This window comes from Streptomyces sp. NPDC005202 (genome assembly GCF_040608235.1).
GTDB lineage: Bacteria > Actinomycetota > Actinomycetes > Streptomycetales > Streptomycetaceae > Streptomyces.
In genome coordinates, this window is the sequence record NZ_JBEXHW010000003.1 from 218305 (window position 1) to 232311 (window position 14007).

General features: G+C 71.6%; 10 protein-coding genes and 2 pseudogenes. 8 read left to right on the forward strand and 4 right to left on the reverse strand.

The features are described 5' to 3' along the window. A pseudogene (locus ABZV31_RS07620) lies at positions 1-321 on the reverse strand (hypothetical protein); the annotation flags it as partial. Between the two features lie 3 nt (positions 322-324). Between ABZV31_RS07620 and ABZV31_RS07625 the strand changes: the two are divergent. The 6 genes and pseudogenes from ABZV31_RS07625 (at position 325) to ABZV31_RS07650 (ending at position 8519) form a co-directional block, all read left to right on the forward strand. Continuing rightward, positions 325-1788, forward strand: a complete 1464-nt coding sequence (locus ABZV31_RS07625) for an HAD-IIIC family phosphatase (protein WP_355889521.1) — start codon at positions 325-327, stop codon at positions 1786-1788. Between the two features lie 153 nt (positions 1789-1941). Then, complete coding sequence (locus ABZV31_RS07630) at positions 1942-4299, forward strand: thioester reductase domain-containing protein (protein WP_355889524.1); 2358 nt, start codon at positions 1942-1944, stop codon at positions 4297-4299. Beyond that, positions 4296-5435 carry an alpha/beta fold hydrolase gene (locus ABZV31_RS07635; RefSeq protein ID WP_355889527.1) on the forward strand — a complete coding sequence of 380 codons (1140 nt, stop codon included), beginning with the start codon at positions 4296-4298 and terminating at the stop codon, positions 5433-5435. The genes ABZV31_RS07630 and ABZV31_RS07635 overlap by 4 nt, the downstream gene beginning before the upstream one ends. Before the next feature lie 63 nt (positions 5436-5498). Beyond that, entirely contained in the window at positions 5499-6278 is a 780-nt protein-coding gene (locus tag ABZV31_RS07640; protein WP_355889530.1) for an alpha/beta fold hydrolase, read from the forward strand. 393 nt (positions 6279-6671) lie between these two features. Beyond that, positions 6672-7241: a TetR/AcrR family transcriptional regulator gene (locus ABZV31_RS07645; RefSeq protein WP_355889532.1), complete on the forward strand. Its 570-nt coding sequence runs from the start codon at positions 6672-6674 to the stop codon at positions 7239-7241. A 96-nt stretch (positions 7242-7337) separates the two neighbouring features. After that, positions 7338-8519: pseudogene (locus ABZV31_RS07650) on the forward strand (lipase). Between the two features lie 135 nt (positions 8520-8654). Here ABZV31_RS07650 and ABZV31_RS07655 read toward each other — a convergent pair. Next, positions 8655-9809, reverse strand: coding sequence for a Gfo/Idh/MocA family oxidoreductase (locus ABZV31_RS07655; protein WP_355889535.1), 1155 nt, complete (start codon positions 9807-9809; stop codon positions 8655-8657). Between the two features lie 111 nt (positions 9810-9920). Between ABZV31_RS07655 and ABZV31_RS07660 the strand changes: the two genes are divergently transcribed. Continuing rightward, on the forward strand, positions 9921-10928 hold the full coding sequence (locus ABZV31_RS07660) for a LacI family DNA-binding transcriptional regulator (protein WP_355889537.1): 1008 nt from the start codon (positions 9921-9923) through the stop codon (positions 10926-10928). Positions 10929-10977: 49 nt separating this feature from the next. On the opposite strand, the gene ABZV31_RS07665 is transcribed toward ABZV31_RS07660, so the two are convergent. After that, complete coding sequence (locus ABZV31_RS07665) at positions 10978-12429, reverse strand: cytosine permease (RefSeq protein WP_355889540.1); 1452 nt, start codon at positions 12427-12429, stop codon at positions 10978-10980. A gap of 159 nt (positions 12430-12588) precedes the next feature. Further along, positions 12589-13017, reverse strand: coding sequence for an ATP-binding protein (locus ABZV31_RS07670; protein ID WP_355889542.1), 429 nt, complete (start codon positions 13015-13017; stop codon positions 12589-12591). A gap of 171 nt (positions 13018-13188) precedes the next feature. On the opposite strand from ABZV31_RS07670, the gene ABZV31_RS07675 reads away from it, so the two are divergent. Further along, on the forward strand, positions 13189-13956 hold the full coding sequence (locus ABZV31_RS07675; RefSeq protein WP_355889544.1) for an IclR family transcriptional regulator: 768 nt from the start codon (positions 13189-13191) through the stop codon (positions 13954-13956). Positions 13957-14007 lie beyond the last annotated feature (51 nt).

A 14007-nucleotide genomic window follows, 5' to 3' on the forward strand; every position in this document is an offset into this window, starting at 1 on the left:
GCTGCCGAGGTTGCTGCTGTTCAGGTTCCGGCTGCCGAGGTTGCTGCCGTCGAGGTCGCTGCTGTTCAGGTTCCGGCTGCCGAGGTTGCCGCTGCCGAGGTTGCTGCTGTTCAGGTTCCGGCTGCCGAGGTTGCTGCCGTCGAGGTCGCTGCTGTTCAGGTTCCGGCTGCCGAGGTTGCCGCTGCCGCAGTGCCCGCGCCGCGCCGGTCCCTGGCGCTCGCCGCCACGTTCGCCCTCGGCAACCTGCCGCTGATGTGCGAGGCGGCGGTCGGCGACGCGGCCGCGGACGGCGCTCCGACGATCGCCGAAGCGCCGTACCACCAGGTGCTCGCCAGCCTCCAGGACCCCTCCGGCGTCTTCGCCGACCCCTCGGCCGCCGTGGGGATCGTGCTGCTGCGGGCGGTGGACCTGGAGCGCTTCGGCCCGGTGGACGACGCGCTGCTCGCCGAGCTGCGCACCGCCTACCCGGCCGCGCTGAAGGCCCTGTCCGAGCGCACCCGCACGCCGCTGATCGTCGGCTTCCTGCCCTCCGCACGCGAGGAGGAGCGCCTCGCGCGATGGGAGCGGGAGATCGCCGCCGACCTGGCCGACCTGCCCGGCATCGCGGTGCTCGGCCCCGACGAGTGGACCCGGCACCACGCCGTCGAGGAACGCTTCGACGCACGGACCGAGCGGCTGGCCCACCTGCCGTTCACCCCGGCCTTCCAGGCGGCGGTGGCCCTGCGCCTGGCCGAGGCCGTACGGGCGGTGCTGCGCCCCGCGCCGAAGGTGATCGCGGTGGACGGCGACGAGACCCTGTGGGGCGGGATCGCCGGCGAGATCGGTCCCGAGGCGGTGGACCTGACCGGCCCGCGTGCCCTGCTCGCCCGCAGGCTGCTGCAGTGGCGCCGGGCGGGCGCGCTGCTGGTGCTGGTCAGCAACAACGACGAGGCCACGGTCCGGGCCGTCCTCGACCGCCCCGACAGCCTGCTGAAGGCGGAGCACTTCAGCGTGCTCTCCGCCGCCTGGGGCCCGAAGCCGGGCCGGCTGGCTCAGGCCGCGCGGACGCTCAACCTCGGCCTGGACAGCTTCCTGTTCCTGGACGACAACCCGGCCGAGATCGCCAAGATGCGGTCGGCGCTGCCGCAGGTGCTGTCGGTGACCTGCCCTCCGGTGGACGAACTGGAGGAGTTCCTGGGCCGGTTGTGGCCGCTGGTCCCGGCAGCGGCCACCGCTGAGGACGCCTTGCGGGCCCGGTTCTACGAGCAGGAGCGGGAGCGGGAGGCCGTGCGCGAACAGGCCGGCTTCGAGGAGTTCCTCGCCCGGCTGGAGCTGGAGGTCGACATCCGGGCCCTGTCCGGGGCCGACGTGCAGCGGGCCGAGCAACTAGTCCGCCGTACCAACCAGTTCACCCTCCGCGCCCGGTCGGCCGACGGCGGCGGTGTCGCGCGGTGGCGGGAGCGGGGCGAGGTGTGGACGGCCGCGGCGCGCGACCGGTTCGGCGACTACGGCCAGATCGGCCTCCTCGCCCTCCGCGCGGAGGGCGACCAACTCGACGTACTCGCCTGGCTGATGAGCTGCCGAGCCCTCGGCCGGGGCGTCGAGGAACGCCTGTTGCAGTGGCTGGCCGACCGCGCCGAGGAACTGGGGTGCGCCAAGGTCCGGCTGACGGCGGAGCGCACCCCGCGCAACGTACCGGCCCGGCGGCTGCTGGCCGCGCTCGGTGGCGGCGACCAGGACGACGAACGCCTGGAGGCCGTGGTCACGCCGGACCATCTGCGGGCGTTCCGGTCCTGGGAGCAGCAGTGAGGGACGCCCAGCAGCAGCGCGAGACCACCGGCGGCAGCGCGAGACCACCGGCGGCAGCGCGAGACCACCGGCGGCAGCGCGAGACCACCGGCGGCAGCGAAGGGCTCCCGGCGGCAGTGAAGGAAAGGACAGGGCACAACGTGAAGGGCTCTCATGCGTGATGTGAACGAGGACGCGGCGTCGTACGCCGGACGGCGGGCGACCGCCGAGTCGATCGAGCGGGGCGGCGGCGGGCTCAGCGTGACCGACCTGCTGGCCAGGGTGACGGCGGCGGGCACCGACGGGGACTCCCACGCCCCCACCCCGCCCCGGGACGTGGGTGCCCTGGCCGCCACCATCGCCGCCGCCGCGGGCCGCTATCTGCCCGGGGGGCTGCTGTCGCCCGACACCGACTTCTTCGATGCCGGCGGCACCTCGGTCCACGCCGTGGAACTCGTCGCGGAGCTGGAAGGGGAGCTGGGCATCGAGTTCGACCTGGACGAGGTGTTCGCCGACGCCCGGCCGATCAGCCTCGCCCGGCGTTGGCTGTCGGCAACGGGCGCTTCAGGGACCCCGGCGAGCACCCCGGCGGCTACCTCGGCGAGCGCTTCCTCGACCCCGAGTACCCTCCCGATCCCGTCTCCGCGCACCCCGGCGACGGCGACCTCGCCTGCCGGCACCGGCGACGACCCGTACACCCGGGCCCGCCGCGGGGACCTCGACCAGATCCTGGCCGATCTCGCCCTCGCCGACCGCCTGCCGTTCACCGACGTGCCCGAGCCGCTGCCGCCCCGCCGGGTCCTGCTCACCGGTGCCACCGGCTTCCTCGGCAGCCACATGCTGCTCGACCTGCTGCGGCACAGCGACGCCCACGTGTACTGCCTGGTCCGCGCGGCCGACGAGGAGGCGGCCGTCGCCCGGCTCGGCGAGGCGCTCAGGAGCTACCGGCTGCCCTGGTCCTCTGAGGTCCGCCGCCGGGTGACCGTGCTCCCCGGTGACATCAGGCAGCCGCGGCTCGGCCTGTCCGACGAGCTGTGGCACATGCTCGCCCACGAGTTGGACAGCGTCGTCGGCGTGGCGGCGGCCGTGGACTTCCTGCGTGGCTACCAGTCGCTGCGGGGGAGCAACGTCCTCGGCGCGCTGACCCTGGCCGAGCTCGCGGCCACCGGCCGGCCCAAGCCGCTGCATCACATCTCCTCGATCGCCGTCTTCAACGAGGTCGGCATCACCTCCATGGGCGAGGACGACCCGCTCGCCCACGTCGACCGGCTCATCTCCGGCTACGACCAGTCGAAGTGGGCCGCCGAGGTCGCCCTGCGCCGGGTCCGCGACCACGGTCTGGTGGTCACCGCCCTTCGCCCCGGCGGCATCGGCGGCCATACCAAGACGGGTGCCTACAACCCCCAGGACCTCAGCAGTGGCCTGATCTCGGCTTTCGGCCGCTTCCGCACCGTTCCCGCCTTCCGCTGCCTGAACGCGGCCCCGGTCGACTGGGTGAGCCGGGTCGCGGTCGCCGTGATCTGCGAACCCGACGCCTGGGGCTACGACTACAACCTCACCGGCGTGCCCAACACCCTCGACGACGTCATACGGGACATGGCGCTCGGCGGCATGCACGTCCGCGTCCAGGACTGGGACGAGTGGCGCACCGACGCCCTGGCCCGCCTGGAGGCCGATCCGGTGCCCGAACTGGCCTTCCTGACCCGGGTGTTGCAGAGCCCCACCGCCCTCAAGCTGTGCGAGGCGACCCTGAAGGGCCCGGCCGTCACCGGCGACCGCACCGCCGCGCTGGTCGAGGCGCTCGGGCTGCCGCCAGCGGCCCGCTACGACGCGCAGGCCCAGCTGAAGACGTTCGAGCGGCTCGCCCAGGACGGCCTCGCCCGGCTGCCGCACAAGGACGACCAGCCCTACCTGTGGTTCTCCGAAACGACCGAGGGCAGCGTGGGCCCGGTCGGCACCCCTGCCGACACCCCCTGCTCGATGGCGCTCACCCTCTCCATCGCGAGCATGTACCAGCTGGTGAAGGAGCGCCGGGTGGACGTGACCGGCGAGGTGGTGTGCGCGGCGGTGCACCCCGAGCCACTGACCGTCGAGCGCGGGGACATCTGGATCCGCCCCGAGGAGGGCATCCCGCAGCAGCACGGTCTCAAGCACCAACTCCTATGCTACCGGCTGAGGTTGCGCGACGCGGACGGCGGTCACTGGTGGCTGGAGGGCCGCAAGTACGCCCGGGCCCGCCGCGACCTGTGGCGCCAGACCCGGGCCCTGACCGTCGAGATCGGCCGCGAGGGCGAACCGGCGAGCCTGGCGGGCGACGTCGTTGTGCCCGCGGACTCCTACGTCCGCGACCAGATCGACGGCATCAAGGTCGACCCGCGCCTGACCAGCCGGGAGAAGCGGGCCGCCAAGCTGACCTGGCTCGCCTGGTTCGGCCTGGAGATGGGCCGCGGCCTGCTCGGCCCCTTCGCCCGCGCCGCCGCGGACCTGCTCGACCTGCGCCGCACCCCGACCTTCACGGAGCACCACCGATGATCTTCAGGACGACGAACTCCCGAGCCCCCAGGCCGACGCTCCGCCGGGTCAGGACCACCCCGGGCCTGCGCCCCCTCCACCACCGCCTCGACCCGGCGGCCGTCGAGGAGATCCCCTTCCGGGCGGGCGACGGCGTCCGGCTCGGCCTGACCCGCGTCGACACCGGCGAGTCGGACCGGCCCGCGGTGCTGCTCCTGCACGGCCACACCGCGTCCGCCGACATGTTCCTGCTGCCGGAGACGCGCAACCTGGTCGACGTACTCCTCGACGACGGCTACGAGCCCTGGCTGCTGGACTGGCGCGGCAGCTGCCGGCTGCCGTACAACGAGACGGGCCAGACGTACACGTACGACGACGTGGCCCTGTACGACATCCCCGGGGCCGTCTCCCACATCCGCGAACGCATCGGCGACCGCCCGCTGTTCGTGGTCGCGCACTGCATCGGCTCCCTCACCCTGTCGCTGAGCATGGCGGCGGGACTGGTGCCGGGCCTCGCGGGCGTGGTGTCCCAGGGCGTGTTCCTGACGCCGAAGCTGGCCGGCCGCACCTCGCTGCGGATGACGGTGGCCGGGGAACTGCTCAAGACCCGGATCGACCACATCCCCGTCGACTTCCGCAAGGTGGGCCTGTGGTCGAAGTACACCCCGCTGTTCGCGCTGGCCTCGCGGAAGGCGAGCTGCCCGGACCCCACCTGCCAGATCCTGCACAACTCCGCCTGGGGTACGGGCGCCTCGCTCTTCGTGCACGAGAACCTGTCCGAGGCCACCCACGGCCGGCTCGCCGAACTCCTCGGCCCCGCGCCGCTGTGGATCATGCCCCACCTGCGCCGCATCGAGCTGGCCCGCAGCGTGGTCCGCTGGCACGACACCGACCACCGCTACCGGGCCCTGCCGCCCAACGCGCTGGACGCGGCCGGCCGCATCGACACCCCCGTCCTGCTGCTCGCGGGCAGCGAGAACGGGCTGTGGCTGGACTCCCAGAAGCTGTGCCACGACGTACTCGCCCACCGGCAGCCGCAGTTGGACGTGGCGTACACCGAGATCCCCGGCTACGGCCACCTGGACACGTTCCTGGGCCGGGGCGCCGCCCTCGACGTGTTCGGTCACATCCTGGACTTCCTCGGCAAACGGCGATGACGGCTGCCCGGGTGGCCGACTACCGTACTCGCCAGTAACCGACCGCTCTCCAGGAGGCACCCCATGCCGCAGCTCGAAGTCGACGGCGCAATACTGACGTACGACGACGAGGGCCCCCGCGAGGGTGACGGCGTGCCCCTGGTGTTCGTCCACGGCTGGACGGCCGACCGGCACCGCTGGGACCACCAGCTGGAGCACTTCGCCCCGAAGCGCCGGGTGATACGGCTCGACCTGCGCGGGCACGGCGAAAGCAGCGGGGCGGGGTCGCGGACGATCGAGGAACTGGCCCGCGACGTCCTGATCCTGCTGGACCATCTGAAGATCGACCGTTTCGTCCTCGTCGGCCACTCCATGGGCGGGATGATCGCGCAGTCGATCGCCCTGGGCCACCCCGAGCGGGTGGAGCGTCTGGTGCTGGTGAACTCGATCAGCCGGATGACCTACAGCCGGGGGAGGGGGCTGCTGATGGCGGTGTCGACGCTCGTGCCGTTCAAGCTGTTCGTCGCCGCCAACATCCAGCGGGCCTTCGCCCCCGGCTACCCCCGTGAGGAGATCCGCGCGTACATCCGGGCCTCCTCGGCCACACCGCGCGAGGTCGTCATGACGTGCTACTCGGCCATGCGCGCCTTCGACGTCCTCGACCGGGTCCCCGAGATCCGCGTCCCCGCGCTGCTGGTCCACGGATACCACGACGTCCAACTGCCCGTGAAGCAGATGCTGCGGATGGCGAAGGCCTACCCGGACGCCGTGGTCCGCATCATCGACGCCGGCCACGAACTCCCGGTGGAGAAACCGGCAGAGCTGACCGCGGCCCTCGACTGGTTCCTGACCGGTGGGCCCTGAGGGCGTGGCCGTGCACCGGTGACGGACTCGCCGTCCTCGACGCCGCGCACCGGACGAGCGGACCACAGCCACCGATCCGATCGGGTCCTGTAGCTGACGGGCTGTGTCCTCGTCGTCGGCCTCGCCCCTGCGCCGCGGCTCCCACCGACGTACGCCGGCAGGAAGAGCCCCAGCGTATGGTCTCCTGCGCCACGACCGGCACTGCACCGCGCTGCGTCTCCCTGCCGGCGCACAAACGTGCGGCCGCGACCCGCCACCAGGGCGAGGCGTCCTGGTCGCTGGCCCCCTTCGTCATCAACGCCGCGCAGCGTCAGCGGCTTCATCAACAGTAAGCCAATTGCCTAAATGATTTAGGTGAATGCATAATTGGTTCAGGTGGATGGAGGGAAGGGTATGGCGGCGCGCGTAGGACTGACCACGGAACGCCTGGTCCGGGCGGGGGCGGATCTGGCCGACGAGGTCGGCTTCGACCAGGTGACCGTCTCGGCGCTTGCCAGGCAGTTCGATGTCAAGGTCGCGAGTCTGTACTCGCACCTGAAGAACTCCCAGGACCTCAAGACCAAGATCGCCCTGCTCGCCCTGGAGGAACTTGCCGACCGGGTCGCCGCCGCCCTGGCCGGGCGCGCCGGCAAGGACGCCCTGACTGCCTTCGCGAACGTCTACCGCGACTACGCCCGGGAGCACCCCGGCCGCTACGCCGCAGCCCAGCTCCGGCTCGACCCGGAGACGGCGGCGAGCGCCGGGGGCAGGCATGCGCAGATGACACGGGCGATCCTGCGCGGCTACGACCTGACGGAGCCGGACCAGACACACGCCGTCCGGCTGCTGGGCAGCGTCTTCCACGGCTACATCAGCCTGGAGGCCGCTGGAGGCTTCAGCCACACCGCCGTCGACACGCAGGAAACCTGGTCATGGATCCTGGACCGCCTCGACGCCCTGCTACGGAACTGGTCCGCACCCTGAACCCCGCCGTCGCAGCATCCGCAGGCCGCCGACGCCCGGCCACGGCACATCGGCGTACCCGAACGATTCCCACATCTTGATCAACTGGCTGGGACAATGAACACCGAGCACCACTGGATCACCACGCCCATCACCGCGGACATCCTGCGCGGCGCCCTCGACCTGGAACACACCGCACACGGCGTCCTGCCGCACCGACTGTCCGCCCGGGCCTGCGCCCAGTGCCCCGACGGGCAACTCGCCATGGCCGAGTCCCAGCCCTCCGGCGTACGGCTGGTCTTCCGCACCCGGGCCACCGCCGTCGAACTGGACACGCTGCCCACCAAGCGGGTCTACGTGGGCGCCCCGCCCCGTCCGGACGGCGTGTACGACCTGGTCGTCGACGGCCGTCTGGCCGGCCAGGCGGGCCGGCGTGACCGGCGGCAACACCCTGACCATCGACATGACCTCCGGGACCGCCGAGAACCAGCCCGGCCCGGCCGGCACCCTCCGCTTCACCGACCTGCCCGACGGCGACAAGGAGGTCGAGATCTGGCTGCCGCACAACGAGACCACCGAACTCGTTGCCCTGCGCACCGACGCCCCCATCGAGCCCGCACCGGACCGGGGCCGCAAAGTGTGGGTGCACCACGGCAGTTCGATCAGCCACGGCTCCGACGCCGCGAGCCCCACCACCACCTGGCCCGCACGCGCCGCCTCCCTCGGCGGCGTGGAACTGATCAACCTGGGCCTGGGCGGCAGCGCCCTGCTCGACCCGTTCACCGCCCGCGCGACACCCCAGCCGACCTGATCAGCATCAAGATCGGCATCAACCTGGTCAACGCCGACCTGATGCGCCTGCGCGCCTTCACCCCCGCCGTCCACGGCTTCCTCGACACCATCCGCGAAGGTCACCCCACCACACCGCTGTTGGACGTCTCGCCCCTCTACTGCCCCATCCACGAAGACACCCCCGGCCCCAGCGCCCCGGACTTCACCGCCCTCAGCACCGGGCAACTGCGGTTCCGGGCCGCAGGCGATCCCGCAGAGCGCGCGAGCGGGAAGCTGACCCTCACCGTCACCCGGGACGAACTGGCCCGGATCGTGGAGCAGCGGGCGGCCGAGGACCCCAACCTGCACTACCTCGACGGCCGAGACCTCTACGGTGAGGCGGACTCCGCCGAGCTCCCCCTGCCCGACCAGCTCCTCCCGGACGCCGCCACGCACCGCCGCATCGGCGAACGCTTCGCCAAGCTGGCCTTCACCGCCACCGGCCCTTTCCGGGACCGCAGCGCCTAGCACCGGGTTTGCCCGCCGGCAGCGAGGAGTTCCGGCAGCAGCCGACCGGGACGAGGCCGCCGCCGGCCTGTGGTCATCGCGGACGACGCGGATGCACGCGATGGTGTCGCGCCGATCACTCGATCCGCACGGTGGTCAGGCCAGGCTCTCCCACGTCCGCCGCTCGGCGGAGCGGGCCATGGCGTCCAGAGCGACCGCGCCGGCCACGGCGTCGTCCAGTGTGGCGCCGTACGCAGCGCCCTCCGCCACGGAGCGCAGGAAGTGGTAGGCCTCGATGACCTTCAGGTCGTCGTAGCCCATGGCGTTGGCCGCGCCTGGCTGGAAGGCGGCGTACTCGCCGTGCCCGGGGCCGACGTAGACGGTGCTGACGGGCTGGTCCTGGTACGAGGTGCCGCGGCTGACGCCGAGTTCGCCCATGCGGCGGAAGTCCCAGAACAGCGCGCCCTTGGTGCCGTGGATCTCGAAACCGTAGTTGTTCTGCTCTCCGACCGAGACCCGGGACGCCTCCAGTACCCCGCGGGCGCCGGAGGCGAAGCGCAGCAGGCAGTTCACGTAGTCGTCGTTCTCCACCGGCCCCAGTTCGCCACCGGCCGCGCGGGTGTGGCCGGCGGTGGCACCGGCCGGGCGGGCCCGCTCGGGCACGAACACGGCGGTGTCGGCGGTCAGCGAGTCGATCTCGCCCAGCAGATGGCGGGCCAGGTCGATGCCGTGCGAGGCCAGGTCGCCCAGTACCCCGCTGCCGCCCCGCTCCCGCTCGTACCGCCAGGTCAGGGCGCCTTCGGGGTGGGCGGCGTAGTCGCTGAACAACCGGATGCGGACGTGCGTGACCGTGCCGATCTCCCCGGCGGCGACCATCTCGCGCGCGGCGGCGACGGCGGGTGCATTGCGGTAGTTGAAGCCGACCGTGCCCCGCACACCGGCCTTGGCGGCCGCGTCGGCGACAGCGCGGGCGTCGGCGGCGGTCAGGCCGACCGGCTTCTCGATCCAGATGTGCTTGCCCGCCTCGGCCATGGCGACGCCGATTTCGCGGTGCAGGAAGTTCGGGGCGGTGATGCTCACCGCCTGCACCCGCGGGTCGGCGGCGACCTCCCGCCAGTCGCGGGTCGCCGATACGAACCCGTACTGCCCGGCTGCCTCCTCCGCCCGGCCGGGGACCTCGTCGGCGACGGTGACCAGGCGCGGCCGCACCGCCAGGTGCGGGAAGTGGTGCGGCACGCGGGCGTACGCCTGGGTGTGCACCCGTCCCATCCAGCCGAATCCCACGACGGCGACGCCGAGCGTATTCACCATGACAGCCCTTCTTTGGACCGATCCATAACCTGGTGGCTCACCATGGATGCTGATACAGCAGGTGTCAAGAGCCCTTTACAAGGGCCGGGACGCTATGGAACGGTCCACTGCATGAGATCCCCGACGATTCGCGACGTGGCCGCGCGGGCCGGCGTGTCGAAGTCCCTGGTCTCGCTGGTGCTGCGCGGCTCCGAGAGCGTCCGCCCGGAGAAGCGGGCGGCCGTCCTCGCCGCGGTCGAGGAGCTCGGCTACCGGCCCAACGCCGCCGCCCGCAGCCTCAGCGAGCGGCGCACCCGTACCGTCGGCGTGCTGCTCAACGACATGCGCAACCCCTGGTTCGTGGAACTCCTCGACGGGCTCAACTCGCGGCTGTACAACAGCGGCCTGCACATGCTGCTGGCCGACGGCCAGCTCAACCGGCGCCTCGGCGAGGACCTCACCCGCACCTTCACCGAACTGCGGGTCGACGGCCTGGTCGCCGTCGGCACCCTGCAGGACCCCCGGGCGCTGCACACGGCGGCCGGCCGGGTTCCCACCGTCGTCGCCGGCACCCGCGAACCGGTGCTGCCCGGCGTGGACATCGTCGCGGGCGACGACGAGCACGGCGCCCGCCTGGCCACCGAGCACCTCATCGGCCTCGGGCACCGGCACATCGCCCACATCGCCGGCCAGGGCGCGGTCGGCCGGCTGCGCCGCCGCAGCTTCGAGGCCACCATGCGGGAGCACGGGCTGTCCGGCACGGCGGTCGTGGAACAGGGCGACCTCACCGAGGAGGGCGGCTACCGAGCCACCGTCCGGCTCCTGAGCCGCCCGCAGCGGCCGACCGCCGTCTTCGCGGTCAACGACATGGCCTGCGTCGGCGCGCTGTCGGCCGCCGAGGAGAGCGGCCTTGACGTCCCCCGCGACCTCTCCCTGGTCGGTTACGACAACACCTATCTTTCCCGGCTGCGTCATCTGTGGCTGACCACGGTGGACAACGCCAGCCACGACGTGGGCCGACGCGCCGCGCAGCGGCTGCTCGACCGGATCGACGACCCGGACCGCCCCCGCGCGGTCGATCTCACCGTCCCTTTCCTCGAAGTGCGCGGCACCACGGCGCCGCCGTCCAGCGGTGCCTGAAGTCCGGGAACGGTCGGGAATCCGCCCTGACGGGCCGTGAAGCCGGCCGTCAGGGTTCGCGGTGCTCGTGCGCGGCCCGCTCCAGCTCCTCGGCCTCGGCCTCGGCCAGACGCTGCTCGGCTTCCACGTCGATCGACCGGGTCAGCCACCAGTACAGCAGCGCGGCGACCGGCAGCCCGATGAACAGGGAGATGTCGGCTCCGCCGAGTGCCTCGGCGGCGGGCCCCACGTACAGCTTGCCGACGGAGAAGAACGGCACCATGACGGCGAACCCCACCAGGTAGGCGATGATGCCGTGCCAGCCCCAGCGTCCGTAGATCCCGTGCGGATTGAAGATCTCGGCGATGGCGTAGTGCCCGCGGCGCACGACGTAGTAGTCCATGAGGTTCACCGCAGTCCACGGGATGAACAGGTACAGCACCAGCAGCAGGAAGTTGTTGAAGTTCTCCAGGAAGTTCGACGTCGCGGCCAGCGCACCGACCAGGGAGAGAGCCGCGGTGAGCCCGATGGTCACCAGGCGTACGGCGAGCGTCGGACGCACCCTCTTGAACGAGTCGATGGCGCTGATGAGGGTCAGCGACCCGCCGTACATGTTCAGCGCGGTGACGGACACCAGGCCGAGGGCGGCGAACAGCAGCACGATCGCGCCGAAGCCGCTGAACACCTTGTCGCCCGCGGCGTTGATCGAGCGGATCGTCTCGAAGTCCTTGCCCGCCCAGGCGGCGAGCAGCGTTCCGAGCACCATCAGCCAGATGCCGCCGAGCGCCGACCCGAAGTACGTCCAGTAGAAGGTCTTGCGGACCGTCACGTCCGGCGGCAGGTAGCGCGAGTAGTCCGAGACGTAGATGGCCCAGCTGATCTGGTAGCCGGCGACCACGCCGAACTGGGCGAGGAACGGGGTCCACTTGAAGCCGCCGAGGTCGAAGGAGCCCGGCGGGTAGTGCAGGGTGACCAGGACCCCCACGGTGAAGACCCCGAAGACGACCAGGAAGGTGTACGTCAGGATCCGCTCGGCCCGGTGGATGACGTCGTAGCCCACCAGGGCGATGACCAGGGCGACCACGGTGACCACGACCACCCACAGCTTGACGCCGCCGTGCAGCGTGGTGTGCAGGGCGTCTCCGGCGAGGATGCTGTTGAAGACGTTGAAGCCCGCGTACTGCACGTAGGCGAAGAGCCACACCAGAAGGGCCCCGACGTAGCCGAACTGGGGCCGCGACTGGATCATCTGGGGGAGCCCCAGCTGCGGGCCCTGGGCCGAGTGGAAGGCCATGAAGAAGGTGCCGATGACGGCACCCGCCACGATCGCAATGAGCGACCAGAGAAGGTTGCCGCCTTGGGTGATGCTGATCAGCCCCACCGCCAGTGTGGCGATCTGGGCGTTCGACATGAACCACAAAGGCCCCAGGTGCCACAGCTTGCCATGCCGCTCGTCCAGGGGCACGTAGTCGATGGACCGGATCTCCAGGCCCGACACCCGCGGCTCTGCTGGTTTCGTCACGGCGCCTCCCGAGTGCTGATCCACACCTGTGGCCACATTCTTTCCCCCGGGCGGGTTCGATCAAGAATGCGGGAAAGAGCTGATGTGTTCCTCCCGCGCCCTGATCGCCGTCGGTGCCGGTCGCGTCACCGACCGGATGCGACGGTCGGTCCCGGTGTCTCAGCCCGCGAGTACCTCCGCCCACCGGCTGGTCCCGCCGGGGTCCGCGCGGACGCCGCACCGGGCCGACAGCGCGGTGACGATGCCGAGGCCACGGCCGTGCTCGTCCGGATCGGGCGCGGATGCCGACGGTCCGGCCGGAGCCGCGGGCCCCTTGTCCGTCACTTCTACGCGTACGGTTCGGTGTCCGTCCGCCGGGAGCCACCACAGTTGCAGCGTCGCCGGTGGCAGGGCGTGGACGAGCGCATTGGTGACCAGCTCCGAGACCACCAGGAGCACGTCGTCGGCGACGTCCGTGGGCAGGCTCCAGCCGCTGAGGACCGCGCGTACGCGGCGGCGTACGGCCGAGACGGCCTCCGGGGCGTGCGGCAGCGGGAAGACGTGTCCGACTTCCTCGCAGGGCGCGTCGTCGAGTTGCGCTACGGTCATGTGTCCTCCTCCTCCGGGCGGCGCTGCCGGACGGAGACCGGGCGCATCGCACCCGGCCGAGACCGGGCGCGACATCGCACGCTAGGAAAAGAGGTGCGACCGGTCAATGAACAGCGGTCGGCATTACCGAACGGCAGTCCTGATCGGGGCAAATCGGGCTAGGATCGCTTCATGGCCGGACCGGTCCAGTCCATAGAACGGGCGGCGGCGATCCTGCGCCTGCTCGCCGGTGGCCCCCGCAGGCTGGGGCTCGGCGAGGTGGCGTCGTCGCTCGGGCTGGCCAAGGGCACCGCCCACGGCATTCTGCGCACCCTGCAACACGTGGACTTCGTCGAGCAGGACGAGGCGACCGGAAAATACCAGCTCGGGGCGGCGCTGCTGCACCTCGGCACGAGTTACCTCGACGTCAACGAGCTGCGTTCGCGCTCCATCAACTGGGCCGACGCCCTGGCCGCGCGCAGCGGCGAGGCCATCCGCCTGGGCACGCCCCTCGAGGGCAAGGTGCTCATCGTCCACCACGTCTTCCGGCCGGACGACACCCTCCAGACCCTGGACGTGGGCGCGCTGCTGCCGCTGCACGCCTCCTCGCTCGGCAAGGTCCTGCTGGCCTTCGGGGCCGCGTCCCTCGACCCCCTTCCGGAGGAGGGGCTGGAGGCGTACACCCGGCACACCCTGGTCCTCCCGGAGGACCTCAACCGGGCGCTCGCCGAGATCAGGGAACTCGGCTGGGGTGCCGAGGTGCAGGAGATGAGCATGGGCGACGCGGGAGTCGCCGCGCCCATCCGGGGGCACGGCGGCCTCGTGGTGGGAGCCATCGGCCTCTCCGGGCCGGTCGAGCGGATCTGCGACACCAAGGGCCGGCCTCGGAGCGCCCTCATCGCCCTGCTCCGGGAGGCGGCACGGGCGATTTCCAGAGACCTGGGGGCGGCCCGCTGGTAGCTCCCCACACCTGCGTGACGCATCGGAAGGCAGGCTCGATCATGGTTGAAC